The organism is Methylobacterium oryzae, assembly GCF_036441375.1.
In the GTDB taxonomy this organism is placed as follows: domain Bacteria; phylum Pseudomonadota; class Alphaproteobacteria; order Rhizobiales; family Beijerinckiaceae; genus Methylobacterium; species Methylobacterium oryzae_A.
In genome coordinates this window covers 420735-446605 of the sequence record NZ_MLCA01000014.1, presented here as the reverse complement: position 1 = coordinate 446605, position 25871 = coordinate 420735, and the positions used below count along the sequence as shown (strand labels likewise).

Annotated in this window: 19 protein-coding genes; 7 read left to right on the top strand and 12 right to left on the bottom strand. The window is 72.5% G+C overall.

What is annotated here, in order from left to right; all coding sequences use genetic code 11:
* Positions 1 to 106 precede the first annotated feature (106 nt).
* The 6 genes from MOTC310_RS25725 (at position 107) to paoC (ending at position 7550) form a co-directional block, all read left to right on the top strand.
* The gene (locus MOTC310_RS25725; protein WP_331289288.1) at positions 107 to 577 is read left to right on the top strand and encodes an NUDIX hydrolase; all 471 of its coding nucleotides are present in this window, start codon (positions 107 to 109) and stop codon (positions 575 to 577) included.
* 191 nt (positions 578 to 768) lie between these two features.
* A complete protein-coding gene (locus tag MOTC310_RS25720; protein ID WP_331303799.1) occupies positions 769 to 3222 on the top strand; it encodes a bifunctional diguanylate cyclase/phosphodiesterase in 2454 nt (817 codons plus the stop codon).
* A 141-nt stretch (positions 3223 to 3363) separates the two neighbouring features.
* The gene (locus MOTC310_RS25715) at positions 3364 to 3561 is read left to right on the top strand and encodes a hypothetical protein (RefSeq protein WP_091782746.1); all 198 of its coding nucleotides are present in this window, start codon (positions 3364 to 3366) and stop codon (positions 3559 to 3561) included.
* 243 nt (positions 3562 to 3804) lie between these two features.
* Positions 3805 to 4380 (top strand): aldehyde dehydrogenase iron-sulfur subunit PaoA, encoded by a 576-nt coding sequence (gene paoA / locus MOTC310_RS25710; RefSeq protein WP_331303798.1) that lies wholly within the window; start codon positions 3805 to 3807, stop codon positions 4378 to 4380.
* Positions 4377 to 5327: an FAD binding domain-containing protein gene (locus MOTC310_RS25705; protein WP_331303797.1), complete on the top strand. Its 951-nt coding sequence runs from the start codon at positions 4377 to 4379 to the stop codon at positions 5325 to 5327. The genes paoA and MOTC310_RS25705 overlap by 4 nt, the downstream gene beginning before the upstream one ends.
* A 3-nt stretch (positions 5328 to 5330) precedes the next feature.
* Positions 5331 to 7550: an aldehyde oxidoreductase molybdenum-binding subunit PaoC gene (gene paoC / locus MOTC310_RS25700; protein WP_331303796.1), complete on the top strand. Its 2220-nt coding sequence runs from the start codon at positions 5331 to 5333 to the stop codon at positions 7548 to 7550.
* 482 nt (positions 7551 to 8032) lie between these two features.
* On the opposite strand, the gene MOTC310_RS25695 is transcribed toward paoC, so the two are convergent.
* From MOTC310_RS25695 to MOTC310_RS25660, 8 genes are all read right to left on the bottom strand, one after another.
* Positions 8033 to 10639 (bottom strand): TonB-dependent receptor, encoded by a 2607-nt coding sequence (locus tag MOTC310_RS25695; RefSeq protein WP_331303795.1) that lies wholly within the window; start codon positions 10637 to 10639, stop codon positions 8033 to 8035.
* A 311-nt stretch (positions 10640 to 10950) separates the two neighbouring features.
* A complete protein-coding gene (locus MOTC310_RS25690; protein WP_331303794.1) occupies positions 10951 to 11556 on the bottom strand; it encodes an SOUL family heme-binding protein in 606 nt (201 codons plus the stop codon).
* A 159-nt stretch (positions 11557 to 11715) separates the two neighbouring features.
* Complete coding sequence (locus tag MOTC310_RS25685; protein WP_331303793.1) at positions 11716 to 14946, bottom strand: PAS domain-containing protein; 3231 nt, start codon at positions 14944 to 14946, stop codon at positions 11716 to 11718.
* Positions 14947 to 15161: 215 nt separating this feature from the next.
* Positions 15162 to 16889, bottom strand: a complete 1728-nt coding sequence (locus MOTC310_RS25680) for a response regulator (RefSeq protein ID WP_331303792.1) — start codon at positions 16887 to 16889, stop codon at positions 15162 to 15164.
* Positions 16886 to 17347, bottom strand: a complete 462-nt coding sequence (locus tag MOTC310_RS25675; protein WP_020094074.1) for a response regulator — start codon at positions 17345 to 17347, stop codon at positions 16886 to 16888. Before MOTC310_RS25675 ends, MOTC310_RS25680 begins: the two co-directional genes overlap by 4 nt.
* A gap of 15 nt (positions 17348 to 17362) precedes the next feature.
* Positions 17363 to 19618, bottom strand: a complete 2256-nt coding sequence (locus MOTC310_RS25670; RefSeq protein ID WP_331289280.1) for an ATP-binding protein — start codon at positions 19616 to 19618, stop codon at positions 17363 to 17365.
* A gap of 227 nt (positions 19619 to 19845) precedes the next feature.
* Entirely contained in the window at positions 19846 to 20424 is a 579-nt protein-coding gene (locus MOTC310_RS25665; protein ID WP_331303791.1) for a peroxidase-related enzyme, read from the bottom strand.
* Positions 20425 to 20594: 170 nt separating this feature from the next.
* Positions 20595 to 21548 (bottom strand): YiiG family protein, encoded by a 954-nt coding sequence (locus MOTC310_RS25660; RefSeq protein ID WP_331303790.1) that lies wholly within the window; start codon positions 21546 to 21548, stop codon positions 20595 to 20597.
* 291 nt (positions 21549 to 21839) lie between these two features.
* Here MOTC310_RS25660 and MOTC310_RS25655 point away from each other — a divergent pair, with 291 nt between their 5' ends.
* The gene (locus MOTC310_RS25655) at positions 21840 to 22436 is read left to right on the top strand and encodes an HD domain-containing protein (RefSeq protein WP_331303789.1); all 597 of its coding nucleotides are present in this window, start codon (positions 21840 to 21842) and stop codon (positions 22434 to 22436) included.
* 19 nt (positions 22437 to 22455) lie between these two features.
* Here the strand turns inward: MOTC310_RS25655 and MOTC310_RS25650 are convergent, their stop codons facing one another.
* The 4 genes from MOTC310_RS25650 to MOTC310_RS25635 form a co-directional block, all read right to left on the bottom strand.
* A complete protein-coding gene (locus MOTC310_RS25650; protein ID WP_331303788.1) occupies positions 22456 to 23616 on the bottom strand; it encodes a glutathionylspermidine synthase family protein in 1161 nt (386 codons plus the stop codon).
* Positions 23616 to 24323, bottom strand: coding sequence for a DUF1190 domain-containing protein (locus tag MOTC310_RS25645; protein WP_331303787.1), 708 nt, complete (start codon positions 24321 to 24323; stop codon positions 23616 to 23618). Before MOTC310_RS25645 ends, MOTC310_RS25650 begins: the two co-directional genes overlap by 1 nt.
* A 7-nt stretch (positions 24324 to 24330) precedes the next feature.
* Positions 24331 to 24729, bottom strand: a complete 399-nt coding sequence (locus MOTC310_RS25640) for a DUF350 domain-containing protein (RefSeq protein WP_331303786.1) — start codon at positions 24727 to 24729, stop codon at positions 24331 to 24333.
* 234 nt (positions 24730 to 24963) lie between these two features.
* The gene (locus tag MOTC310_RS25635) at positions 24964 to 25869 is read right to left on the bottom strand and encodes a TIGR01459 family HAD-type hydrolase (RefSeq protein ID WP_331303785.1); all 906 of its coding nucleotides are present in this window, start codon (positions 25867 to 25869) and stop codon (positions 24964 to 24966) included.
* Between the last annotated feature and the right edge of the window lie 2 nt (positions 25870 to 25871).

Here is a 25871-nt window from a genome sequence, read left to right as displayed (position 1 = left end):
CTTATGTCAAAGCGTGACGAGTCCGTTGCTTGCACAAGCATCATCAGAAATCCCGCCCCCTCCGTCCCCGAGGTCACCGCTGAAGACGGCATCCAAGCGGCCGAATTTGAAGAAGCTGCTCCGGAAGGCGCAGGTCAAACCGCTCAAGCAGGTGGCGGCCCTGCCGTTTCGCGTCGGCCCGGACGGTCGGATCGAGGTTCTGCTGATCACCTCGCGGGATACGGGGCGCTGGATCATCCCGAAGGGCTGGCCGATGGCCGGCCGCAAGGCCCACCAGGCCGCCGAGCGGGAGGCCTACGAGGAGGCGGGGCTCAAGGGACAGATCGCCGCGAACCCGGTCGGCCGGTACCACTACCAGAAGCGCTTCGATCACGGCCGCGCCTTCCCCTGCATGGTGCGCGTCTACCCGCTGCGGGTCGAGGCCCAGCACGAGCGCTGGCCGGAGCAGGCCCAGCGCACGCTGCAATGGTTCCCGCCCGAGGAGGCGGCGCGTCTCGTCCACGAGGACGAGCTCCAGGACCTCCTGGCGGACTTCGCGGCGCGGCCGGTCGAGACCGGCGGTGACGGGCGGAGTTGACGGGCGCGGCCGGGCGGCCCGTCGCGGCACCCGGCGATACAACTCCTGATCGGCAACCGGACCGGCGCGCGACGGCGCGACGCCGAGGGCTGCGGCCGGCGACGACCCGGCGCACGCTCGGACGTTATGCAACTTCTGATTAGCATCCACGGGTTAGGGTTCCGGCCGTCGCAGATGGGCGGGGCACCTCGATGTATCGCGCGTTCGCTTGCCTGACGGAGGAACATACCGGCTGGGTGGTCGCCCTGGCCGCCAGCGTCTGCTGGATCTCCTGCGCGGTCGCCCTGAAGCTCGAGCAGCGCGTCCAGGTCCGCGCCGACCGGCACGGGCCGATCTGGCTCCTGGCCTCGGGCTTCTCGATCGGGGCCGGGATCTGGAGCACGCACTTCATCGGCATGCTCGGCTACGATCCCGGCGTGGTGCTGGGCTACGAGCCGCGCACGACCCTGCTCTCCCTGATCGTCGCCATCGCGGCCGCCAGCGCGGCCTTCCTGTTCGCCCGGGCCGCGCCGTCGCGCTGGGCCGGGGCGGCGGCCGGCCTCGTGCTCGGGATCGGCATCGCCTGCATGCATTTCCTCGGCATCGCCGGGGTGCGGCTGCCGGGGCACTTCACCTGGGACCCGGTCCTGGCGGTCACGGCGGTCGCGGCGGGCTGCCTGCTCGCGGCCGCCGGGATGGCCGTCCATGTCGGGCGCGCGGGCGGGCGGGCCCGGCTCGCCGCCGCGACCGTCCTGACCCTCGCCATCGCGGTCCTGCACTTCCTGGCCATGGCGGCCGCCCGGGTGGTGCCGGACCCGGCCCTGGCGGTCCCGCAGCTCGGCCTCGCCCGCGGCGTCCTGGCCGCCGGCATCGCCGCCATGATGGCGGTGATCCTGGCCTTCGCGGCGCTGATGCTGATGCTGGACCACCTGCGCCGGATCAACGTCGCCCTGGCCCGGCAGGGCCGCATGCTGCGGGAGAAGACCCTGCTGCTCGACGCCACCCTCGACAGCATGGACCAGGGCCTGATCATGGTCGACGCGGGCGGCGTCGTGCGCGTCTGCAACGAGCGGGCGCTGGCGCTCCTCGACCTGCCCCGGGAGATGATGCAGGCGCGGCCGAGCTACCGCGCGGTGCTGCGCCACGAGGCAAGCCGCCGCGAGCGCCGGGGCGCGGACCGCTCGACCCGGGCCTGGACCGAGCGCGGCGAGGCCGGGCAGACGCAGGTTCACGAGCGGGCGCGGCCGAACGGCCTCGTGCTCGAGATCCGCACCGTGCCCCTGGCGGATGGCGGCTTCGTGCGGACCTTCACCGACATCACCAAGCGCAAGGCCGCGGAGGCGGAGGTGGCCCGGTTGGCGCGCCACGACGTCCTCACCGGCCTGCCGAACCGGGCGCTGTTCCACGAGACCCTCGAGCGCGGCCTCGCCGACATCGTCCAGCGCGGCGGCGCCTGCGCGGTCCTGTACCTCGACCTCGACGGCTTCAAGAGCGTGAACGACAGCCTCGGCCACCAGGCCGGGGACGAGCTCCTCCGGCGCGTGGCGGCGGGCCTGCGGGGGATCGCGGGGGACGGGGCCGTGGCCCGGCTCGGCGGCGACGAGTTCGCCGTGCTCTGCGCCGGCGGCGCGGCCGAAGCGGGCGCCCTGGCCGAGCGCCTCATCGCGCTGTTCGACAGCCCGTTCAGCCTCGGCGGGCACCGGGTCGGCGTCGGCCTGAGCGTCGGCATCGCGCTGGCGCCCGGGCACGGGACCGATGCCGAGCCCCTGTATCGCCGCGCCGACCTCGCCCTCTACCGGGCCAAGGCCGAGGGCCGCGGCACGTACCGGATCTTCACCCCCGCCATGGACGAGGAGGCCGAGGAGCGGCGGGTGCTCGAGCGCGACCTGCGCCAGGCCCTCGACGACAACACCCTGAGCCTGCACTACCAGCCGCAGGTGGACGGCCAGACGGGGGCGCTCGTCGGGTTCGAGGCCCTGCTGCGCTGGACCCACCCGTCCCGCGGCAGCGTCTCGCCGAACGTCTTCGTGCCCCTCGCTGAGGAGACCGGCCTGATCGTGGCGCTCGGCGACTGGGTGCTGCGCGAGGCCTGCCGGGAGGCGGCGCAGTGGGCGCAGCCCCTGAAGGTCGCCGTCAACCTCTCGCCGCGGCAGTTCCAGAAGCCCGACCTGCCCGAGACCGTCCTGGCCATCCTGGCCGAGACCGGCCTGTCGCCGGACCGCCTGGAGCTGGAGGTCACCGAGAGCATCATCATCAACGACATGGCGCGGGCCGTGGGCATCCTCCGCCGCCTGAAGAGCTACGGCATCCGGATCAGCATGGACGATTTCGGGACCGGCTACGCGTCGCTCGCGACCCTCCAGGCCTTCCCGTTCGACAAGCTGAAGATCGACCGCTCCTTCGTGGCGCAGCTCGGGACCGGGCCGCAGGCCGCCGTGATCGTGCGGGCCGTGCTCAGCCTCGGCCGCAGCCTCGGCATGGGCGTCGTCGCCGAGGGCGTCGAGACCCACGCGCAGATGAGGTTCCTGACCGAGGAGGCCTGCGGCGAGATGCAGGGCTACCTGTTCGGCAGGCCGCGCCCGATCACCGCCTACGCCGACGCGGTCGGCGGTCCCGCCGAGGCCTCCGAGGCCCCGACCGAGCCGGACCTCGCCGCATTCGGCTGAGCGGGGCCGACGGCCCGCCCCGGCCGGGAACCCGCCGGATCCCTCCGACGTTGGCCCCGCAGATTGGATCACTTCTAAGGTCCAAGCTCTCGTCCCCCGCCGGGACGGCCTCCGGGCCGCCGGCCTCACAGGAGCCCGACCATGAACGCGAAGTGCGAGACCTGCCGGTTCTTCGACGAGCACAAGGGCAACGGCGCCGTCGCGCAGAACGATGCCGGCCTGTGCCGCTTCAACCCGCCGGTCAGCCAGCCCGCGCCCGAATCCAAGGGCCTCTGGCCGGTGGTCGCCGCCCAGGATTGGTGCGGCCACTACACCCCCGAGATGACGGCGGCCGAGTAGGCCCGTCCGCAGCGCGCACGAACGGGGCCGGCCTTCGGGTCGGCCCTTTCGTTTGGGCGCCGCCACGTTTCGCGCGCCCGGCCGCGCAGCCCCCCTGACGATCGCGGGAGCGGGCTCTACCTTGGAGCCAATCCAGGGTGCCGGTGTTTCCCCGAAGTACCCGGCCCTCGGCGGGCCGTTCCCCGGTCCCGGAGACCGGGATCCCCGTCCGCGCCTTTGTGATCTGAACCGGAGAGAGACTCGATGGTGGGAGCTACCGCCGCGCCCCAGGACCCGGGCGCCAGAACGGCGCGGACCGACGCACCGGTCCTCGCCACCGTCACGTTCACGGTGAACGGCGAGCGGCGCACGCTCGAACTCGACACCCGCACCAGCCTGCTCGACGCCGCGCGCGAGCAGCTGCACCTCACCGGGTCCAAGAAGGGCTGCGATCACGGTCAGTGCGGCGCCTGCACGATGATCGTGGACGGGCGGCGCATCAATGCCTGCCTGACGCTGGCGATCATGCACCAGGGCGCCGAGATCGTGACCGTCGAGGGTCTGGGGCAGCCCGACAACCTGCACCCGATGCAGGCCGCCTTCGTCAGGCACGACGGCTACCAGTGCGGCTACTGCACGCCGGGCCAGATCTGCTCGAGCGTCGCGGTGCTAGAGGAGATCAAGGCCGGCATCCCGAGCCACGTCACGGCGGATCTCGGCGCCGCCCCGCAGGTGACCGAGATGGAGATCCGCGAGCGGATGAGCGGCAACATCTGCCGCTGCGGCGCCTATTCCAACATCGTCGAGGCGATCACCGAAGTCGCCGGGAGCCGCGCATGAAGTCCTTCACGTACGAGCGCCCCAGCTCGCCGGCCGAGGCGGCCGCCGCCGTCGCGGCCAGGCCGGACGCCAAGTTCATCGCCGGCGGCACCAACCTCCTCGACCTCATGAAGCTGCAGATCGAGACGCCGCGCCACCTCGTCGACGTGAACGGGCTCGGCCTCGACACGGTCGAGCCGACGGAAGAGGGCGGCCTGCGCGTCGGCGCGCTGGTGCGCAACACCGACCTCGCCGCCCATCCGCGGGTGCGCAAGGATTACGGGGTCCTCGCCCGGGCGCTGCTCGCGGGCGCCTCGGGCCAGCTGCGCAACAAGGCGACCACCGCCGGCAACCTGCTTCAGCGGACGCGCTGCCCGTACTTCTACGACACCGCCCAGGCCTGCAACAAACGCCAGCCGGGCTCCGGCTGCGCGGCGCTCGACGGCGTCAACCGGTCGCTCGCGGTGATCGGCGGCAGCGAGGCCTGCATCGCCACGCATCCGGGCGACATGGCGGTGGCCATGCGCGTGCTCGACGCCACCGTCGAGACGGTCGACGCCTCCGGCAGCGGGCGCAGCATCCCGATCGCCGAGTTCCACCGCCTCCCCGGCGACGAGCCGCAGCGCGACACCAACCTCAGGCCCGGCGAGCTGATCACCGCGGTGACGCTGCCGAAGCCGGTGGCCGGCACGCATATCTACCGCAAGGTCCGCGACCGCGCCTCCTACGCCTACGCGCTGGTCTCGGTGGCGGCGATCCTGGGCAAGGACGGCAGCGGCCACGTCGCCTTCGGCGGTGTCGCCCACAAGCCCTGGCGGGTGGAGGCGGCAGAGGCCGATCTCCCGAAGGGCGCCAAGGCCGTGACGGCCCGGGTCTTCGCCGACGCCAAGCCGACCCACGAGAACGCCTTCAAGCTGACGCTCGCCGAGCGGACGCTGACCGCCGCGCTCAACCAAGCGAGGGCCTGAGCCATGAAGTTCGACACCCCCGCCGGCCCGAACCCGATCGACCGCCTCAAGGTCGTGGGCCGGGCGACCGACCGCATCGACGGCAAGTACAAGACCACCGGCACCGCGCCCTACGCCTACGAGCGCCACGACGCGGCGCCGAACGCCGCCTACGGCTACGTGCTCGGCGCCGGCATCGCCAAGGGCCGGGTGCGCCGGATCGACACCGCGGCGGCGAAGGCCGCCCCCGGCGTGATCGCGATCGTCACCACCCTCGAGACGCCGCGGATCGAGCGCGGCGTGATGAACGTGGCCTACCTGTTCGGCGGCGACGTGATCCAGCACTACCATCAGGCGATCGCCGTCGTGGTGGCCGAGACCTTCGAGCAGGCCCGGGCGGCCGCCTTCCTGGTCGCGGCGGAGTACGCCCCGGAGGACGGCGCCTTCGACCTCGCCGCGGCGGCGCCATCGGCCAAGCCGGTCCCGGCCGACAGCGGCGAGGGCAGCGGCGGGAACGGCGAGGAGCGCGTCGGCGACTTCGAGGGCGCGTTCGCGCAGGCCCCCGTGACCCTCGACGCGACCTACGCGACCGCCGACGAGAGCCACGCCATGATGGAGCCGCACGCCACGACGGCGGCCTGGGACGGCGACAGAGTCACGCTCTGGACCTCCAACCAGATGATCGGCTGGGGTCACGGCAGCCTCGCCAAGATGCTCGGCCTGCCCAAGGAGAAGGTCCGGCTCGACGCGCCGTTCGTCGGCGGCGGCTTCGGCGGCAAGCTGTTCGTCCGCGCCGACGCGGTCCTGGCGGCGCTCGCCGCCAAGGCGGCGGGGCGGCCCGTGAAGGTGGCGCTGACGCGACCGCTCATCGCCAACAACACCACGCACCGGCCGGCCACGATCCAGCGGGTCCGGATCGGCGCGACGCGGGACGGCACCATCACGGCGATCGCCCACGAGAGCACGTCCGGCAACCTGCCGGACGGCGATCCCGAGACGGCGGTGAACCAGACCAAGTTCCTCTACGCGGGGGCGAACCGCCTGACCGCCATGAAGCTCGCCCGTCTCGACCTGCCCGAGGGCAACGCCATGCGGGCGCCGGGCGAGGCCCCGGGCCTGGCGGTGCTCGAGGTCGCCATGGACGAGATGGCCGAGAAGCTCGGTATCGACCCGGTGGAGTTCCGCATCCGCAACGACACCCAGGTCGATCCGAACCAGCCGGACCGCCCGTTCTCGCACCGCGACCTCGTCGGCTGCCTCAAGCTCGGCGCGGAGCGGTTCGGCTGGGCGAAGCGCAACCCGAAGCCCGGTCAGGTCCGGGAGGGGCACTGGCTCGTCGGGCACGGCATGGCGGCGGCGTTCCGCAACAACATGGTGCTGAAGTCCGGCGCCCGGGTGCGGCTCTCCGCCGACGGCCGGGTCACGGTCGAGACCGACATGACCGATATCGGCACCGGCAGCTACACGATCATCGCGCAGACCGCGGCCGAGATGATGGGCGTCCCCCTCGAGCGCGTCGTGGCGCGGCTGGGCGACTCGGACTTCCCGGTCTCCTCGGGCTCGGGCGGGCAGTTCGGCGCCAACTCGTCGACCGCGGGCGTCTACGCGGCCTGCGTGAAGCTGCGGGAGGCGGTGGCGCAGAAGCTCGGCTTCAACGCCACCGACGCGGTATTCGAGGACGGCGAGGTCCGCGCCGGCAACCGCGCGATCCCGCTGGCCCAGGCCGCGGCCGACGGCGAGCTGGTCGCCGAGGACGCGATCGAGTTCGGCAAGATCTCGAAGGCGCAGCAGGTCTCGACCTTCGGGGCCCACTTCGCCGAGGTCGCGGTGGACGCCTACACCGCGGAAGTCCGTGTGCGGCGGATGCTGGCGGTCTGCGCGGCCGGGCGGATCCTCAACCCGAAATCGGCCCGCAGCCAGGTGATCGGCGGGATGGTCATGGGCACCGGGGCGGCGCTGATGGAGGAGCTGGCGGTCGACACCAAGCGCGGCTTCTTCGCCAACCACGATCTCGCCGGCTACGAGGTGCCGGTCCACGCCGACATCCCGCACCAGGAGGTGATCTTCCTCGACGAGGTCGACCCGATGTCCTCGCCCATGAAGGCGAAGGGCGTGGGCGAGCTCGGCATCTCGGGAGTTGGCGCCGCGGTGGCGAACGCGATCTACAACGCCACCGGCATCCGCGTGCGGGACTACCCGATCACCCTCGACAAGCTCCTCGACCGCATGCCGGACGCGGCCTGAGCGGGGCGCGGGGCGCCGGGCCGGGCATCCGGCCGGGCGCCTCTAGGGGTCCACGATCTGGAAGCTGGCCCGCGCCCGCAGGACGAGCCGCCCATCCTCGTCGTAGGCGCGCGCGGTGAAGTCGTCTCCCCGGTCGCACCGCCCTCGTCGCGCAGGAGGGCCGTCAGGGTCCTGCGCAGCAACGCGCGCAGGGCCGCGCGGTTCGGGCGTTGGGTGCCCTCCTCGTCACGGACGTCGAGGTGGTCGGAGGTGTCGATGGAGTAGCGCGGCATGGGGGTCTCCATGATCGGGGCGGGAGCGCCCAAGACCCGCGCCGGCGGCTGATCATGGATACAGATCAGGGCGGCGGCCGCACTCATCTGAGTTCGAACCATGACACTTATCTTCGGGGCGCGCCGACGACAGCATGACCCGGGACGAGAGAGGAGCCGCAGACCCTGCGACTCCTCCCGTCACTGTCCTCTTGCCGTCCTGTAACGGGATCAGTACTTCCGGATGATCGGCTCCGGGGCCATCGGGACCGGATCCGCCCCGAACCGGTAGGTCAGTCCGGCATAGATCGAGAGCGGCTGGGCCAGGGTGGTGGTCCGGGGATCGTTGATCGAGAGGTTCCCGGCCACCGCCCCCGTCTCCGCGAAGGTGCCGAACGTGGCGTAGCGGTTGTTGGTCAGGTTGGTGATGAGGCCGAAGATCTCCAGGTTCTTGGTGACCTGATACTTCGTCGTCAGGTTCATCACGTAGTAGGCCGGCAGCTTGCGGTTGAGGTTCGATTCGTCACCCCGGTAGTAGGACGACGAGAACGCCGAGACGTTGAGGCCGAAGCGCCAGTTCGGGGTGATGCTGTACTCGAAGCCCGCCTTGATCTGGTGATCGGGGATCAGCGGGATCTTGTCGCCCGGCCGGACGCGGATGCCGCCGTTCGGGATCACGTCGCCGCCCACGGCGCCGCCGGCCGCGCCGGTGCTCGCCAGCGGGTTGTTGGGCGACGAGAGGGTCGCGTTGAACTGGAAGGTCGCGTCGACCAGGGCGTAGTTGGCGTAGACCAGCAGGTCGGGCGTGACCGCGTACTCGGCGCCGACCTCGATGCCCTGGCGCCGGGTCGCCGGGACGTTGATGTAGTAGGCGCGGGCGGCGTTGCCCGCGACGGCGACCTGGTAGAGGTCGTTGCTCAGGTCGGTGCGGTAGACGCCGGCCTTGTAGGTGAGGGCGCCGCCCGACAGGAAGGCCGGGATCACGCCGCGGAAGCCGGCCTCGTAGGTCCGGCCGGTGACCTGCTTGAGCGGCGGATCGGCCACGAGCGAGTTCGGCAGCAGGCACGGCTGGGTCGGGCTGGAGCAGGACAGCTCCAGCGGGGTCGGGGCGCGGTTCGATTCCGAGTAGCCGCCGTAGAGGTTCAGCGCCGGGTCGAACTGGTAGGTCAGGCCCGCGAGCGGGTTGACCTTGGTGTACTCGTGCACGCCGGTGATGTCCGGCGAGAACCCGGTCTGGTCCCGGGTCTGGATGCGGGCGTAGTTGAGCCGGAAGCCGCCGGTCAGCGACAGCCGGTCGGTCACGTCCAGCGTGTCGGTGGCGTAGAGGCCGAGATACAGGGTCGAGCCGCTGACGTTGCCCGGCGCGAGGCCGATCGCCCCGAGCGTGCGGATGTCCGGCGTGCCGAGGCCCGGGATCGTGCCGTAATACGGGTTGTTCGGATCGACGGTGATCGACAGGTTCGGGTTGATCACGCCCAGCTGGCTCGCCGACTTGAACGAGAAATTCGAGGCGTCGACGCTGCCGCCGACCACGAAGGCGTTGTTCAGGCCGAAGATCCGGTCGCGGTTGGCGGCCTGGAGCGAGCCGCCGTAGGATTCGGCCTCCGTCCGGGTCGTGTCGATCGTGCCGTACGGGATGTTCCGGACGAACGGGATCGTCTGGTTGTTCAGGCCGAGGATCGCGAACTGGTTGGCGTAGGCCCGGCGCGCCGCCACCTGGCTGGTGGGCGGCGCGTTCACGTTGAACGCGTCGTCCTGGTAGCAGAGCGAGCCCCGGAAGCTGCTGCGGCTGCTGCAATTCTCGAAGTTGCCCTGGTTGCCGTCGACGTAGAACTCGCTGAAGCGCCGGTAATAGGCGTTGCCGGCGAGGTCCCAGGTCGGCGACAGGTCGACCCGGCCGGTCAGCTGGAGCGTGCCCACCTGCGTCGTCTGGGTCTGCGGGTAGGTGAAGATCGCCCGCGGGTCGCGGTGGGTGAAGTCCACCGGCGTGGCGGCGGCCGCGCCGTAGAAGCTGCGGGCGGCGAGCCCGATCAGGTGGAACTCCGAATCCTGCGAGCGGTAGCCGATATCGCCGTAGAGCCGGCCGATCGTGCTCGGGCTCTCGTAGCGCCAGCCGCGGTCGTTCAGTCCGTCGCCGGTGAAGTAGACGCTCCAGGGACCCGAGACCTTGCCGTATTCGAGGTAGCCGGCGGTGCGCGCGTCCGAGCCGCCCCAGGCCGAGATCTCGGTGCCCTGCCAGGTGAAGCCGTTCTTCATCTGGATGTTGACCGCGCCGCCGATGGCGTTGAGGCCGAAGACCGGGTTGCCGGTGACCACGTCGATGCGCTGGATCGCCTGCGGGGGGATCAGGTCGAAATTGACGACGTCGCCGAAGGCCTCGTTGATCCGCACGCCGTTCTGGTAGACGGCGAGCCCCTGCGGCACGCCCTGCACCGACGAGGCGGTGAAGCCGCGGTAGCTGAGATCGACCCGGTTCGAATTGCCCTGCGAGTCGTTGAGGTTCACCCCGGGCGTGCGCCGCGCCAGCGTGGCGATCACGTTGTCGGAGCCCTGATCGACCTCGATCTGCCGGGCCGTGACGGTCTCGACGGTGCTGGGGATCTTGTTGAGCGGCTGCTCGGAGCCGCGCAGCCGCACCCCGCCGGCCGGGACCGGCAGCGTCGGCGCGTCCTGGGCGACCGTGTCGAGGTTCTGCGCGCCGCTGGAATTGCCGCCGCCCGCGCCAACCGGCGAGGTGGACACGACGCTGATCTCGCCGAGCGTGACGGCTTGTTGAGCCTGCGCGACACCGGGCAACAGGGCCACGGACGCAATCAGGCTGCCTCGTAGGGCACGCATGTCTTCCCCCAACCAGAATTTCAGGTCCGCACCGCTTCTCGTCGGTTGCGCGAGCCTCACTGATCTCGGGTCGGGTCCGGACCTCAATTCACATTCAGTTTAATCCCCGCCGCCGCCCATCCGAATGCTCGAATGATCGAGACTGTGGCACGGGAACCACAAGAGACGAAGATTAGCGCAAGTCTTCGGGAATATTCTGCAGACATCACCGGGATAAATGCGCAACGGGACCGGCCGCGCCGCTTCGGTCGCCGCGCGGGGCGGCCTGCGCGGGCCGACCGACCCGGACCGACGCCGGCCGGGGCCGGGACTCACCGCGGCGTCAGGCGGGCGGCGACCTCGTTCCGGCGCAGGAACGGGATCGCGAAGGGCGGGTCGTACCCCATGACGAACGGCGCGCCCTCTCCCGTGCGGCCGGCCGCCGCCAGGACGGCGGCGAGGATGCGCGCCTGCGCGGCCCGCGCCTCGGGGGTCAGGCGGCCGGAGAAGCGCAGGGCCGCGATCCGCTCGGCCGGGATCTCGACCAGCCGGACCCCGGGCTCGGTCGGCGCGGGCGCCCCGGCATCCGCCACGGCGCGCGGCAGGAAGAACCGCATCGTGCCGCTTCCGTCCTGCTCCACCGGGACCGTCATGGCGACGCGCTGCCCGCCGCTCTCCACCGGCGCCGTCATGGCGATGCGGTCGCCCGCGCGGTTCGCGCCGGTGATGTAGCGGAACAGCCGCCCGAAGGCGTCGCCGTCACCCTGGCCGCGCGCGTCGGTCTCGACGGCGAGGCGCGGTGCGTAGGACCGGATCTCGACCCCGCGGTCGAGGCGCTCGACGACCGTGTAGGCGGGCTGCTCGTAGAGCGTCCGCACGCCGAAGATCCCGAGCACGGCCTCCGCCAGCGTGACGAGCGCGTACATGACCCTGTCCATGGCGACCTCCGGAGGCGGCGGCGCGTCACCCGCGCGCGGGACCCGCCCGCGGGAACATGGCGCCGGGACGGCCCGTCGCCGCCCGGCTGCGGCGTCCGGCCTCCCTCGGGCCCGGGGTCTCGGTCGCGCGAGGTTTCAGAGCTGGCCTCAGAGCTGGCCTCAGGGCCGGCCGCCCTTCGGCCGCGCCCGCCGCGCGCCGACGACCTTGCGCAGCACGCGCGAGACCTGATCGGCGGAGTAGGGCTTGTGCAGCAGCTCGAAGTCGCGGATCCCCTCCTGGGCGAGGACGTGGCTGTAGCCGGAGGCCAGCACCACCGGCAGGTGCGGCATCCGTCGCCGGAGGAGCCGGGCCAGCGCGATCCCGCCCATGCCGGGCATGACCACGTCGGAGAACACGGCGTCGAAGGCCGCGCCGTCGGCGCCGAGCTGCTCCAGCGCCTCCTCGGCATTGGCCGCCCAGGTCGTCGCGTAGCCGAGATCCTCCAGGATCTGCGTGGCGAAGCGGCCGACCTCGATGTTGTCCTCCACCACCAGCACGCGCTGCCCCGCGCCGCCGGGATCGAGCGCGGCCGTCTCCGCGGCGGCGGCCTCGCAGGACGCCTCGGGCTCGACCTGCGGCAGGTAGAGCGTGAAGGTGGCGCCGCGGCCGGGCGCGCTCTCGACGGCGACGTCGCCGCCGGACTGCTTGGCGAAGCCGAAGACCTGGGAGAGGCCGAGGCCCGTGCCCTTCCCGACCTCCTTGGTGGTGAAGAACGGCTCGAACACCCGGGACAGGACGTCGGGCCCGATGCCGGCGCCGGTATCGGCGAGGTCGATCGCCGCGAACGGGCCGGCGGCGCCGGCATGGCCGCGGATCGGCGGCAGCGCCGCGCCGCAGCGCAGGCGCAGGGTCAGCGTGCCCGCGCCGTCCATCGCGTCCCGGGCGTTCACCGCCATGTTGACCAGGGCGGTCTCGAACTGGCTGAGGTCGACCCGGACGAAGCAGGGATTGTCCGGCAGCTCGGTCACGACCGTGATGCGGGCGCCCGTGACCGTGTCGAGCAGGTCGGCCACACCGCGCAGCCGCGCCCCGACGTCGAGGGTCTCGGGCTTGAGCGCCTGGCGCCGGGCGAAGGCGAGGAGCTGCCCGGTCAGCTTGGCCGCGCGGTCCACCGTCTCCGACACGGCGTTGAGGTAGCGGGACCGGCGCTCCTCCGCGAGATCCGGCCGGCGCAGGAAGTCCACCGACGAGCGGATGATGGTCAGCAGGTTGTTGAAGTCGTGCGCCACGCCGCCCGTGAGTTGGCCCACCGCCTCCAGCTTCTGCGACTGCCGCAGCGCCTCCTCGGCGTGCCGGAGCGCCTCGGCCTGGGCCTTCTCGGCGGTGACGTCGCGACCGTAGGCGTAGACGCGATCGCCCTCGACGGAGGTGCGCCAGGAGATCAGGCGCGGGGTTCCGTCCTTGTGCCGGTAGCGGTTCTCGAAATCGGTGAGGTCGCGCGCGGCGGCGGCGGCCTCGAGCGCCTCCTGGGTCAGGTCCGCATCCTCGGGCCAGATGAAGTCCAGGAAGCTGCGGCCCACAACCTCGGCCGGCTCGTGCCCGAGAATCGTCTGCCAGGCCGGATTGACCGCGCGGAAGATGCCGTCGGCCCCGACCACGACCAGCAGGTCGCGCGAGTTGCGCCAGACCCGGTCGTGCTCGGCCGTGCGCTCGGCCACGCGCTGCTCCAGGGTCTCGTTGAAGCGCACGAGTTCGGCCATGAGCCGCTTCTGGTCGTCGATGTCGGTGCTGGTGCCGACCCAGCGAACGACCGCGCCGTCGGCGCCCAGGACCGGCTGCGCCCGGGCCAGGAACCAGCGATAGGCCCCGTCGGCGCGCCGCAGGCGGTACTCGGACTGGTAGTCGGTCCGCGTCTGGACGGCCGCCCGCCACTCCCCGGAAACCCGATCCTGATCGTCGGGATGGATGATCCCGCGCCATCCCGCCCCGTCGAGGGTGCCGGGCTGCAGGCCCGCATAGGCGTAGACGCGCTCGTTGAACCAGTCGGCCGCCCCGCCGGCATCGGCCGCCCAGACGAAATTCGGCAGCACCTGCGACAGGACGCGGAACTGCGCCTCGCTGGCGCGCAGGGCCTCCTCGGCCTGCTTGCGGGCGGTGATGTCGAGCGCCGTGCCGATCACCCGCACGCAGCGCTCGCCCTCGAAGATCCCGCGCCCCTTGGCGGCGACCCAGCGGACGACGCCGTCCTCCTTGCCGACGGTGCGGTACTCGACGTCGTAGAGGGCGCGCCGCGCGGGATCGAGGGCGGAGGCGTAGGCCGCGCTCGTGGCGTCCCGGTCCTCGGGATGAAGGCCCGCGTAGTAGTCGGCCATCGAGACCGGCACGTCGGCCGAGATCCCGAACATCGCCTTGACCCGCGCCGGCCAGAACAGAGTGTCGGCGACGACGTCGACGTCCCAGAGGCCGATCTCGGCCGCCTCGGTCGCCAGCCGCAGGCGCCGCTCGCTCTCCCGCAGCTGCTCCTCGGTCCGGCGGCGCACCGTGTCGTCGAGGTGCAGCCCGTCCCAGACCAGCGCGTCGCCGACGCGGCGGGGGGCCGAGATGATGCGCGTCCAGACGCGGCTGCCGTCGGGACGGCGCATCGGCGCCTCGACGTCGAAATGCGCGACGTCGCGGATCGCGGCGGCCTCGGCCTCGGCGATGCCGGCGCGGTATTCCGGCAGGATCAGGTCGTAGGCGACGGAGGGGTCGGCGAGGACCGCCTCGGCCGCCACGCCGGTCATGCGCTCGAAGCCCTGCGAGACGTAGAGGAAGCGCCGGTCCGCGCCGTCCGGGCCCGTGGCGAGCTGGTAGACGTAGCCGCCCGGGAGGTGGTCGGTGAGCGCCCGGATCCGGGCCTCCGCCTCGCGCAGGCGCTCCTCGGCCAGGACCCGGCCGGTCGTCTCCGTGCAGGCGCAGTACATGCCGGCGACCCGGCCCGCCTCGTCGCGCACCGGCGCGTACGAGAAGGTGAACCAGGTCGGCTCGTCGTAGCCGTGCCGGTTCATGGTCAGGGGCATGTTCTCGGACCACGTCGCCGCGCCGGCGAGCGCCCGGTCGATCAGGGGCCCGATCTCCGGCCAGATCTCCGGCCAGACGTCGCGGAAGCGCGCGCCGAGCGCCGCGGGATGCTTGTCGCCCAGGATCTCCGCGTAGGCGTCGTTGTAGAGGAAGACGAGGTCGGGCCCGAACGCCACGAACATCGGGAATCGCGAGCCGAGGATCAGGCTCAGCGTCGCCCGCAGGCACGGCGCCCAGCCGTCCGGCTGCCCGAGCGGCGAGCCGGACCAGTCGTGGGCGCGCATCCGGGCGCCCATCGCCCCGCCCTCCGCGAGGAAGGGCAGATCCGCGGTCCTGACGGTCTCAGACATGGGACAGGGACAGGCTCCACGATGGGCACCCCTCCGCCTGGCGCCACCGTTCCGGCCGCGGGGCCGGCTGACAGGGCGGCCTCGCACCGGCGCGGAGGGGCCGTACGGTGCCCGCAGACCCATCGGTGCCCCAGCGCGCGGGCCTGTGCAACCGCATCGATCAAGTCGGGCCCTCCGACGGCCGCGACCCGTGTGGAGGACGCCCTGGAAGCGCCTCAGGCGCTCCTGTCGCGGCCCGAGATCAGGCGGAGCTGCGCGGTCGGGCGGGCCGCCAGGGCGGCGGCGACCTTGCCCTCGAGCTCCCCGACGCGGAACGGCTTCAGCACGATCGCGTCGGGGCCGACGGCGCCGGCCTCCGTCAGGGCGGTGGTGTCGGCGAAGCCGGTGACGAACAGGACCGGCAGCGCCGGCCAGCGCTTCCGGACCTCCAGGGCCGTCTCGGCCCCGTTCATGCCCGGCATGGCGAAGTCCATCACGACGAGGTCGACCCCCGGATCCGCCTCGAGGGCGGCCAAGGCCTGGAGGCCGGAGGCCGCCTCGCGGACCGCGTAGCCGGCCTCGCTGAGGCGGGTCGTCGTCACCTCGCGCACCTCGGCGTCGTCGTCGACCACCAGGAGCCGGGGGCCGCTCCCGGGCGGATGCGTCCGCGCGGCCTCGGAAGCGGCGGGCAGGCGGGCCGCGGCGCCCTCCGGCTCCGCGGCCCGGGGCAGGTAGACCTTGATCGAGGTGCCCTCGCCCGCGACCGTGTCGATGCGGATGCCGCCGCCGGACTGCTTGACGAAGCCGTAGACCTGGGCGAGCCCGAGACCCGATCCCTTGCCGACCTCCTTGGTGGTGAAGAACGGCTCGAACACCCGGGCCAGCACGTCCGGCGTCATCCCGGTGCCGGTGTCGCTCACCGCCACCATGACGTAGGCGCCGGGCGCCGGCTGCTCGGGCCGCGTCGGCGCCCCGGTGACGCTGACATTGGCGGTCTCGATGGCGAGCCGGCCGCCCACCGCCATCGCGTCGCGGGCGTTGATGGCGAGGTTGAGGATCACGAGCTCGATCTGGGTGGCGTCGATCAGGGCCGGCCACAGGTCGGGCTGAAGGGTCGTCTCGATGCGGACCGCGCCGCCGATCGAGCTCTGCAGCAGGTCGCGCATCGAGGCGACCGTCTGGTTCAGGCTGACCGGCGTCGGCTCCAGGCGCTGGCGCCGGGAGAAGGCGAGGAGCTGCGCGGTGAGCCGGGCGCCGCGCTCGGCGGCCCCGCGCATCATGGCGAGGCGGCGCTTCGAGCGGGTGTCGGAGACGGCCTTCTCCAGGAACTCGATGTTGCCGGCGATCACCGTCAGCAGGTTGTTGAAGTCGTGCGCGACGCCGCTCGTGAGCTGCCCGACCGCGTCCAGGCGCTGGGCGAGCCGCAGGGCGTCCTCCGCCCGCTCCCGCTCGACGATCTGGGCCTGGAGGGCCTCGTTCGCCGTCGCGAGTTCCCGGGTCCGCTCGGCGATGCGCACCTCCAGCGTCTCGTTGAGCGCCTGCAGGGCGGCCTCGGCCTCGCGCTTGTCGGCGCGCGCCCGCGCCTCGGTCAGCGCCCGGACGATCGTGCGCGGCATCCGGTCGAGGCGCTGCTTGACGACGTAGTCGGTGGCGCCGTTCTTCAGGGCCTCGACGGCGACATCCTCGCCGAGCGTGCCCGAGCAGAAGATGAACGGCGTGTCGGGGCACTGCGTCCGGGCGATGCCGAGGGCGCTCACGCCGTCGAAGGTCGGCAGGACGTAGTCCGCGAGGATCAGGTCGTACCGGCCGGCGACCGCCGCGCGCGCGAAGGCGTCGCGGGTCATCACCCGCTCGATCGCGAGCGGATGCCCGAGGGTCTCCAGCTCGGCCTCGATCAGCTCGGCGTCGAGGTCGCTGTCCTCCAGGTGGAGGATGCGCAGCGGCCCCGCGGAAGGTCCGATCACGCGTTCGATGGCCAGCCTCCCCGGTACGGCGGCGGCTCGTTGAGGAGGGCCCAGAACACGCCGATCTCCTTGATCGCCGCGAAGAACTCCTCGAAGGCGACCGGCTTCACCACGAAGGCGTTCACGCCGAGATCGTAGGAGCGCACGAGGTCGGTCTCCTCGCGGGACGAGGTCAGCATCACCACCGGGACCTGGCGGGTGACCGGATCTCCCTTGATCTTGGCGAGCACCTCCAGGCCGTCGACCTTCGGCAGCTTCAGGTCGAGCAGGACCACCGCGGGATCCTGGGCCTGCCGCTTCTCGTGCGCGCCCCGCCGGTAGATGAAGTCGAGGGCCTCGGCGCCGTCGCGGCAGATGACGATCTCGTTGGCGAGCTGGCTCGATTCGAGGGCCGCCAGCGTCAGCTCGATGTCGTTCGGGTTGTCCTCGACGAGGAGGATCGGCTTCAGGCCTGCCATGTCGGTTCCGTCATGTCAGTGCGCCTCCTCCCGGATCGGCAGGGTGAAGTAGAAGGTGGCGCCCGCGCCGAGCTTGCCCTCGGCCCAGGTCCGGCCGCCGTGGCGCTCGACGATGCGGCGGACATTGGCGAGGCCGATACCCGTGCCCTCGAACTCCTCGACCCGGTGCAGCCGCTGGAAGACGCCGAACAGCTTGTCGACATAGGCCATGTCGAAGCCGGCGCCGTTGTCGCGCACGAAGTAGACCGCCTCGCCCTCGCGGGGCGGGAGGCTGCCCATCGCGATCACCGCCTCCGGGGTGCCGCGGGTGTACTTCACGGCGTTCGACAGCAGGTTCTCGAGGACGAGGCGCAGCATGATGGGGTCGGCATAGGCGCGGCCCAGCGGCGCGATCTCCCAGCGCAGAGTCCGGTCGGGGGTGACGTCGCGCAGGACCTTGCGGCGGACCTCCTCGACCAGGACGTTCATGTCGCCCCAGACCTTGTTCAGGGCGTGCCGGCCCATCTGCGAGAAGCTCAGGAGGCTGTCGACCAGGGTTCCGGCCGAGAAGGCCGCCTCAATGATCGTCTCCACGTAGTGCCGGCCCTTGTCGGAGAGCTGGGCGCCCTCGCGGGTCTTGAGCAGGTTCGCGTAGCCGACGATGTGGCGGAACGGCGCGCGCAGGTCGTGGCTCACCGAGTACGAGAACGCCTCCAGCTCCTTGTTCGAGCGCTGCAGCTCCTCGCTCATGGCGGCGAGTTCCTCCGCGCGGCGCAGAACGATCCCGAGCACCGAGGCGCGCAGGTCCTTGGCGGCCTCCACCTCCGGGTCGGACCAGGGCAGGGAGCGGCCCTTCAAGGTCTCCTTCCAGATCTCGAACGACTTGCGCGGGTGCAGCCTGTCGGGTCCGCCCTCCGGGTCGGGCCGGACGGCCTTCACGGGGTTGCCGCCCCACTTCACCGTCCGCACCACCTCGGGCCTGAACCAGAGGATGTAGCTCGCGTATTTTTTCGAGACCGAGATCGCCAGGAGACCGCTCGCCCGCTCGGCGAACGAGGCGGCGGCCGGGAACGCCTCCGACAGGGCCTCGGAGACGAAGACCTCGTCGGCGTCGTCGCGCTCGGACAGCCAGCGGTAGAGGGCGCGGACCTCGCGCTCGGTCGGCGTCGCCCCGAGCAGCCGGCAGCGGTCGGCCGTCACCACCGCGGCGCCGGTCGCGTCCACCAGGGCCAGGACGTCGTCGGGATGGTTGAGCAGGCCGTCGACGAAGCTGTCCTCCTCGGCCATGAAGCCGAGGAGCCGGACCTGCACGGCGCCCAGCGCCAGCCGCTTCTCGGCCTGGGCGCCGCGCTCCCGGGCCGAGAGCTGCAGCGCGAAGATCTGGGTGAGCACGTCGCAGGCGTTGCGCGCCTGGAGGGGGACGCGCTTGGGCGTGCGGTTGTGGCAGGAGATCAGCCCCCAGAGCGCGCCGTCGACGAGGATCGACACCGACATGGAGGCCATCGTGCCCATGTTGCGCATGTACTCGACATGCACCGGCGAGACCGAGCGCAGCACCGACTGGCTGAGGTCCAGCGGCTTGCCGGAGGGCGTGGTGGCCGGCCGGATCGGCACGGGGACGTAGCCGGCATCGGGGATGATGCGCAGGCGGTTCCGCCGGTAGAGTTCGCGCGCCTGGACGGGGATGTCGGAGGCGGGGAAGCGCAGGTCGAGGTAGGAGGGCAGGACGCCGTTGCCGGCCTCGGCCAGCACCGTGCCGTGCCAGTCGCGGTCGAACCGGTAGACCAGGGCGCGGTCGAGCCCGGTGATCTGGCGGATGTCCTCGGCGACGAACTGGCAGAGATCCTCGACGGTGCGGGCGGTCTGCAGGCGCTCGACGAAGGCCCGCAGGCGCGGCGTGAGCACGTCGACGCCGATCTCGGCCGCGGCGGCGTCGATCTCCTCCAGTTCCAGCACGACGAGGTCGTCGACCCGGTGGGCCGCGACCTCGTAGGCCTGGCGACCGCCGGCGGTCTCCAGCGTCACGGTCCGGAGATAGAGGGCGCCGTCCTGGGGCTCCGCCGCCTCGAGATGGTGGCGGACGACGGCCGCGAGGTCGGGCAGGGCCGCGTCGAGGACGGTCCCGACTGAGGCCGCCGCGGGGGCGTTGGCACTCGCCTGGACGATGGTGAGGGACCGGGCCTCGAGGACGAGCAGGAACCCGTGCGGCTGGACGCTGCCGACGATGTGGATGGGCTCGCGATCGCACGCGGTCAGGTCGAGACGCTGGGCCGCGCCGCTTCGAAGGTTCAAGCCGGGATTCGCCTCCTCACCGGGTCGGCCGCAAAGTTTAACGCCTGTTAACAGCCGAACCGGGCCGCTCCTATAGGCTTAAAGCACGGGTCGGGACGGGGCGCCCCGTCCGCGGGCGGTCGCCGCCGGGGTGCAGAGGGCGGGGCGACCCGAGCGCGCCTCGCGCGCGACGCCAGGTCGCACGACGCCCCGCGATGGCCCGCCGGCATCGAGGCCGACCGCGCCCGTCAGCCGCGCCCCAGCGCGTAGAATTCCGGGTTGGGCCGCAGGCTGGTCACGTTCGCCAGCCGGTTCGACAGGCCGAAGAAGGCCGCGATGGCGGCGATGTCCCAGGCATCCGCGTCGTCGAAGCCGTGGGCCCGGAGCGCCGCGAACGCCGCCTCCCCGACCTGGTGCGCGGCTTGGCTCACCAGCATGGCGAAGTCGAGCATCGCCTTCTGCCGGTCGGTGATGTCGGCCTTGCGGTAGTTGATCGCCACCTGATCGGCGATCAGCGGGTCCTTGGCGCGGATCCGGAGGATCGCGCCGTGGGCGATCACGCAGTACTGGCACTGGTTCATGGCCGAGGTCGCCACGACGATCATCTCGCGCTCGGCCTTGGTCAGGTTGCCCGGCTTGTCCATGAGCGCGTCGTGGTAGGCGAAGAAGGCCCGGAACTCGTCCGGACGGTGGGCGAGCACCAGGAACACGTTCGGGATGAAGCCGGACTTCTCCTGCACCGCCTCGATGCGCGCGCGGATGTCGTCCGGCAGCGCCTCCAGGCGGGGGATCGGGAAGCGGCCGATCGGGGCGTCTTCGGCTGACATGGGCGCGCTCCTCGCAGATCGCGCCGGCGCCCGAGGCCGCCGGCCGTCCCGCGCAGCCGATAGACCGAACGATCGCGCCGACGCAATCGGGCGCGGGCGCGCGACGGGCCGGCCGCCTCCGACCGGGCCGGAACACCCGCTGACGGCGCCCGGGTCCCGGACGCGTCCGGTCACCGCGAGAAGGTCGTGGCCGTCTGCGCGGTCGAGACCATCATGTTGTAGTCGTTCACGATCCAGGTCACGTCGCGCCCGGCGCCGCGCCGGGCGTCGCCCTTGGCCTTGGCGAGCTTGTCGTCGAACTCGCGCAGCTTGCCCAGGAGCGCGCGCGGCCGGCTCTCGAACACGTGGAAGGAGTTCGGGTTGGCGGCGCTGTACCCGTCCATGTCCTTCACGGCGACGGCGTAGCGCCCGAGCGCGGCGTCGAAGGCCGCCATGTCGACGACCGGCTTGGCGTCGGTGGGCAGCAGGTCCATGACCTTGCGGCACGCGGTCATCACGTTCGCGACGTGCCAGCGCGCCTTGCGGCCCTCCCGCGCCTCGAGGGCGGCGAGTTCCAGCGCGTCGCTCTTCTCCTTCTCGACCCGCAGCGCGGCGTCGGCCTCGGCGCGCGCCGCCAGGAAGGCCGGCCCCGCGACGGCGAGCTTGGCGTGGAGCGCCTTGCCCTGCGCCATCTTGTCCGCGCGGTAATCCTGCCGCTCGTAGTAGCCCTCCGCCTCGGTGACCGTCGGGGCGAGCGCCTGATAGGCGGCGATGTAGCGCGTCATGGCGCCGTCCAGGTCCGGCATGGCGGGCGGCTGCGCCGTCGCGGCCTCGGCCTTCGCGATCTCGCCGCGCACGTCGTAGAGCCCGTAGAGGCCGTAGATGGTCCGCTCGCGGCCGGTCGGACCGGTCTTCATGTTGATCCAGCTCTGATAGCGGCTGAGCGATTCCTGCGCCCGCAGGGTCCGGTTGAGGAGCCCGACATAGGCGTTGAGCTTGCGGATCGTCTCCTGCGCGGGATCGCCCTCGGGCTTGGTCGTCGGCGCCGCCGGCGCCGGGGCGGGGGCCTGGGCGCGGGCCGGGGCGGCCGCGAGCATGGCCGCCAGCATCAACCAAGTCGTCGTTCTCAGGGTCGTGGTTCTCATGGGCGCGGGGGGTCCTCCGGATGGGTTCAGACCGTGTAGCCGGCGCTCGGCGCGAAGACCAGACGCGAGAACGGGTGTCTTGCGCACAATAGATCTCTCTGGATCGACAGCGACGCGTCTATCGGCGCGATCGACGACCACATCCCCGATCATCGATACGGGGGCGATGATCTCGCGCGACGTCGGCGGTCGAGGCTGGGAGAGTCTCTCGTGGCGCCCGGAAGCCGCTCCCCGCGCCTGCGGCACGATCCGCCTCGTCCCGCGGAGGCGGATCGGGTAGAGGATCGGCCGATGCTCGACGGCCATCCCCGCATCCTGGCTGACCTGCGCGCCCGGCTGGCCGAGCCGCACCGGGTCTATCACGGCCAGGCGCATATCGACGCCCTCCTGGAGGCGTTTCGCGCCCGTCGCGAGACTGTCCGGGATCCCGACGCGCTGGAACTGGCGATCTGGTTCCACGACGCCGTCTACCGGCCGGGCGCCCCGGACAACGAGCGCCGCAGCGCCGCGCTCCTGCGGGCACTGCTGGCGGACGCGGTCCCGGCGCCCACGCTGGCGGCGGCCGAGACGATGATCCTGGCGACCGAGCGGCACGCCGTCCCGGACGGTCTCCCGGCCGCGCTCGCCGCGGACGTCGCGCTCTTCCTCGACATGGACATGGCGATCCTGGGGGCGGCGCCCGCCGCCTACGACGGCTACGCCGCGGGCGTGGCGCGGGAATTCGTCCCGGTCGTGGGCGAGGCCGCCTACCGGCAGGGGCGCGCGGCCTTCCTGCGGGGGTCCCTCGAATCCGGCCGGCCGCTATTCGTCACCGACCGCGCCCGGGCGGAGCTGGAGGGGCCGGCGCGGTCGAACATGGGGCGCGAGCTGGCGGCGCTGGGCCGGTGACCGGCGCACCGGGCCGCGGTCACGGATCGATGAGGTGCGGCACGAACCGGGCCCGGTCGGTCGTGATCAGGCCGTCCGACTCGCGCACGCACAGGCCGGCGGGCCGGTCGCCGACCATCCAGCTGCCGACCAGCGCGCGGCGGCCCGCGAAATCGGGCAGCGCGGCCAGGGCCTGCCGCACGTAGCCCGCGCCGCCGTAGGGACCCTCGTCGCGCGCCGCGACGGCGCCGTCGCGCACGATCAGCACGTTGGCGCCCTCGCGCCCGTAGAGGGGCTTCTTCACGAAGCTCCGGCCGAGCGCGGCCTTGGCCGGGTCCTCCTCGAAGAAGGTCGGCAGCAGGTTGGGATGGCCCGGCGCCATCGCCCAGAGATGCGCCAGCAGCCCCTTGTTGGAGAGCACCGCCTTCCAGGGCGGCTCCAGGAACCGGGTCGTGGCCGCGCCGACCGCGCGGCCGAACGGGTCGGCGAACATCCACTCCCACGGGTAGAGCTTGAACAGGCAGCCGATCGGGGCGCCGGCCGCGTCCACGAAGCGCCCGTCCGCGTCGAGCCCGATCGCCTCGACCGGCAGGAAGGGGGCGGCGCGGCCGGCCTGGAGCGCGCAGTCCTGGAGATAGGCCAGCGTGCCGCGATCCTCCGGCGCGTCGGCGAAGCCCGCGAAGGCGACGCCCTCCGGGGGCGCCACGGCGGCGAGGCGCGCCACCAGCGCCTCGTGCAGGGTGTTGAACTGGTCGGCGCCGGCGGGGAGGCGCCCCCGCGCCAGCCCGTCCTCCAGCCACAGCCACTGGAAGACCGCGCTCTCGTAGAGGGCGGTGGGCGTGTCGGCGTTGTACTCGAGGAGCTTGGCCGGCCCGTCGCCCCCGTAGCTGAAGTCGAAGCGCCCGTAGAGGCCGGGATCGCGCCGGTCCCAGCTCGCCCGGATCGCGTCCCAGGCGTGCTCCGGGATCCGCAGCGAGCGGAGGATCGCCGCGTCCCGGACCGCCCGGTCCACGAAGGCGAGGCAGAGCGCGTGCAGCGCGGCGCTCGGCGCCTCGATGGCGTCCTCGATCTCCGCGAGGCCGAAGGCGTAGTAGGCGCTCTCGTCCCAGTAGGGGGCGCCGTCGAACGTGTGGAAGGTGAAGCCGGCCCGCGCGGCGTGGAGCCGCCAGTCGGGCCGCTCCGGGATCGGCACGCGGCGCATCAGCCGCCCCCGGATCCGCCCGCGCGGCCGCCCGAGCCTCCGGAGAACGCCGTCGCCCGCCCGGTGCCGCCGAAGCCGCCGCGGCTGATCGTGCGCGGGGTCGCGCTCGTGGTGCGGGCGACCGAGGCGGGGACGTGGACCCGCGAGGCGCCGCCCGCGTAGGCGACCCGGCCGCCCGCACCGGTGCAGTAGCCGCCCCCGTGCCCGGCCGTCGCGGTCCCGGCCTCGTCGTGCTCCTCCTCGGGCGCGTGCGGGTAGAGCGGCTGGACCGGCAGGTCCTGCGCGTCCGTGCGCCCCATCATGAAGGCGGCCATCACCGGCAGGTAGCGGCCGCGCGCGGCCTCCGTGACCTGCGCGCCCGGCGTGCAGCCGCCGGTCCCGTGGTGGCGCTGGCAATCGGCTTCGGTCTCGTAGCGCGGGGCCGTCGCCGCGTAGGTCTCCTGCGCGGTCTTGTAGGCGGCGATGCAGGCCTCGGCACCGCGCAGCTGCTGGGCGATGCAGGCGCCGAGCGTCCCGTAGACGAGCGCCTCCTCCTCCCGCTGGGACGGGTCGAGGCCGCCGAGCGTCAGGGCGGCCGCGCCGGCGCCCGCGACCAGGACCAGCGACACGGCGGCCGAGCGCTTGGAGCGGCGGGCGGCGGCGAAGCCGGTCCCGGGCCCGCCGGCGGCGACGTCGTCCGCGTCGGGAGCGGGCGCGGTCTCCGTCACCGGCCCCTCAATAGGTCATCGAGGCGGCGTTCACGACGCCGCCCGCCAGCGAGGCCGCGCCGAGGAGGAGCGCGGCGGCGGCGCGGTCCTCCTCGATGCGCCGCGACAGGTCCGGCACCGCGAGGCGCACGAGCCAGTAGATCGCGATCTGGATCACGAGGGCGATCAGCCCCCAGATCAGGCAGTCGAGCAGCGACCGCGCGTTGTAGATCGCCACCGCCAGCGGCAGGGTGAAGCCGACCAGGCTTCCGCCCAGCGCGACGGCGGCGGCCGTCACGTCCCGGCGGATCAGCGCGAGTTCGTTGTGCGCGGTGGCGAGGGTGTAGATCAGCAGGTAGAGGCCGATCAGCCCGGTCGCGGTGCCGAGATAGAGCAGGAAGTCGGGCAGTCCGGAGACGAGGGTCACGCAAGACCCGCCGTCTCGCCGGTCCCGATCGTCGCGAGCACCCCGTCCGGACAGGTCTCCCGGGCGGATCGCCCGACAAGCGAAGCGGATGTCGGGGCTGATTGCTGCGCGCGGGACCGATTCACACGCGCGAATCCACGCAATTTCCCGCGCGGTGTCAAGCTTGTCGCGGATTTCAGAGGGTTAGACTGGCGGCAATACGCCGATAACCGGCCCGAACCGGCGGGCCGGACGCTACCAGACCAGCCGCTCGATCACCGCGTCCGGATGGACCGCCTGCCGGCCGAGCCATTCCGCGACGTCGCCCAGCCGGTGATGCGCGGCCGTGACGCCGAGTTCCTCCGCGTGGATGCCGCGGGCCACCAGCAGGCTGGCGATGCCGAAGCCGCGGGCGCCGGCGATGTCGGTGCGGATCGCGTCGCCGATCGCCAGGACCCGCGCCGGATCGACCGGGGGCCCGGTGAGCGCCGCCCCGGTGAGCGCTGCCCCCTTGGCGAGCGCCGCCTCGTAGACCGGGCGGTGCGGCTTGCCGGCGTAGACCACGGGGCCGCCGATCTCCGCGTAGGCCGCCGCGAGCAGGCCCGCGCAGGGGATCAGGCGGCTGCCGCTCTCCACGACCAGGTCGGGATTGGCGCAGATCATGGTCAGCCCGCGGGCGGCGAGGCGCTCCAGCTCCGGCCGGTAATCGTCCGGAGTCTCGCTGCGGTCGTCGAACAGGCCGGTGCAGACGACGAGGTCGGCCTCCGCCTCCGGGACGAGGCTGAGGTCGAGACCCTGGAAGATGCCGAGGTCGCGCTCCGGCCCGAGATGCCGGATCCGCGCACCGGGGCGCGCGGCGATCAGGTCGTGGGTGAGGTCGCCCGAGGTCAGGATCGCGTCGTAGGCCTCCCGCGGCACGCCGAACCGGTCGAGGATGCGGCCGACGCCGTCGCCGGGCCGGGGCGCGTTCGAGACGAGGACGACCCGCCGCGGCCGCGCGCCCGGGAGGCCACGGAAGCGGATCAGCGCCTCGCCGGCGGCCCCGTGGGCCTTCTGGCCGTCGTGCAGCACGCCCCAGACGTCGCAGAGGATCAGGTCGTACCGCTCTGCGACCTCGGCGAGGCCCTGGAGGGTCGGGATCGGTCCGGGGGTGGTGCTCATGG

Excerpts from the sequence above, each read along its gene's own strand:
- MOTC310_RS25720 (WP_331303799.1), top strand. The coding sequence starts at position 769 with ATGTATCGCGCGTTCGCTTGCCTGACGGAGGAACATACCGGCTGGGTG.
- MOTC310_RS25715 (WP_091782746.1), top strand. The coding sequence starts at position 3,364 with ATGAACGCGAAGTGCGAGACCTGCCGGTTCTTCGACGAGCACAAGGGC.
- paoA (WP_331303798.1), top strand. The coding sequence starts at position 3,805 with ATGGTGGGAGCTACCGCCGCGCCCCAGGACCCGGGCGCCAGAACGGCG.
- MOTC310_RS25705 (WP_331303797.1), top strand. The coding sequence starts at position 4,377 with ATGAAGTCCTTCACGTACGAGCGCCCCAGCTCGCCGGCCGAGGCGGCC.
- paoC (WP_331303796.1), top strand. The coding sequence starts at position 5,331 with ATGAAGTTCGACACCCCCGCCGGCCCGAACCCGATCGACCGCCTCAAG.
- MOTC310_RS25695 (WP_331303795.1), bottom strand. The coding sequence starts at position 10,639 with ATGCGTGCCCTACGAGGCAGCCTGATTGCGTCCGTGGCCCTGTTGCCC.
- MOTC310_RS25690 (WP_331303794.1), bottom strand. The coding sequence starts at position 11,556 with ATGGACAGGGTCATGTACGCGCTCGTCACGCTGGCGGAGGCCGTGCTC.
- MOTC310_RS25685 (WP_331303793.1), bottom strand. The coding sequence starts at position 14,946 with ATGTCTGAGACCGTCAGGACCGCGGATCTGCCCTTCCTCGCGGAGGGC.
- MOTC310_RS25675 (WP_020094074.1), bottom strand. The coding sequence starts at position 17,347 with ATGGCAGGCCTGAAGCCGATCCTCCTCGTCGAGGACAACCCGAACGAC.
- MOTC310_RS25665 (WP_331303791.1), bottom strand. The coding sequence starts at position 20,424 with ATGTCAGCCGAAGACGCCCCGATCGGCCGCTTCCCGATCCCCCGCCTG.
- MOTC310_RS25660 (WP_331303790.1), bottom strand. The coding sequence starts at position 21,548 with ATGAGAACCACGACCCTGAGAACGACGACTTGGTTGATGCTGGCGGCC.
- MOTC310_RS25655 (WP_331303789.1), top strand. The coding sequence starts at position 21,840 with ATGCTCGACGGCCATCCCCGCATCCTGGCTGACCTGCGCGCCCGGCTG.
- MOTC310_RS25650 (WP_331303788.1), bottom strand. The coding sequence starts at position 23,616 with ATGCGCCGCGTGCCGATCCCGGAGCGGCCCGACTGGCGGCTCCACGCC.
- MOTC310_RS25635 (WP_331303785.1), bottom strand. The coding sequence starts at position 25,869 with ATGAGCACCACCCCCGGACCGATCCCGACCCTCCAGGGCCTCGCCGAG.